1 protein-coding gene is annotated in these 557 nt (G+C 66.4%); it reads right to left on the bottom strand.

Annotated elements, in window-relative coordinates; translation table 11 throughout:
* On the bottom strand, positions 1–557 hold a 557-nt coding region (locus tag ACYVE7_RS35450), incomplete at both ends, for a hypothetical protein (protein ID WP_460371084.1).

Below are 557 nucleotides of genomic sequence, written 5' to 3'. Positions count from 1 at the left end.
GCGCGGTCTGGCCGGCGTTCGGCTTGCCGTCGATCTTGGTGTACGAGAAGCCGAAGCCCAGCATGCTGGTGTCGTCGACCTTCGCCTCGATCCCCGCCGCGACGTAGAAGCCGTCGAACCGGTCACGCCCGGTCTGCGGCACCGTACCCGGCATCGATGCGCTCGACCCGTCGAGATAGCCGCCCGCCAGATAGACTGCGGCGTTTTCGGGCAGGACGTTTTCCTGCAGCGTCGTCGCCGGCGTGTCGCTGACCATCGCGGCTTGGCCCGGCATCGCGATCTCATTGGCGGCGAATTCCATGGGCTTGCCGATCATCGCGATCGAACCGCCCTGGAACGTCTCGGGCGCCATCGCCGAGATGCGCTCACGATAGAAGCGCGCCATATTGTCGGTTGCGACGGTACCGATCGCGCGCTTGGTCGTCTCGGCGCGCGGCGCCAGGCTTTCCAGCGTCGCCTGGATCGTCGATGCCGACTGGAGGTCGAGGCCGCCATAGATGCCGAACAGCGAATTGTACGCGGTCGACCGGTTGCCATCGAGCAGGCGGGCATAGGCC

The organism is Actinocorallia lasiicapitis, from assembly GCF_054778695.1.
The sequence above is the reverse complement of the archived record's forward strand: the minus strand, read 5'-3'. Positions and strand labels throughout refer to the sequence as shown.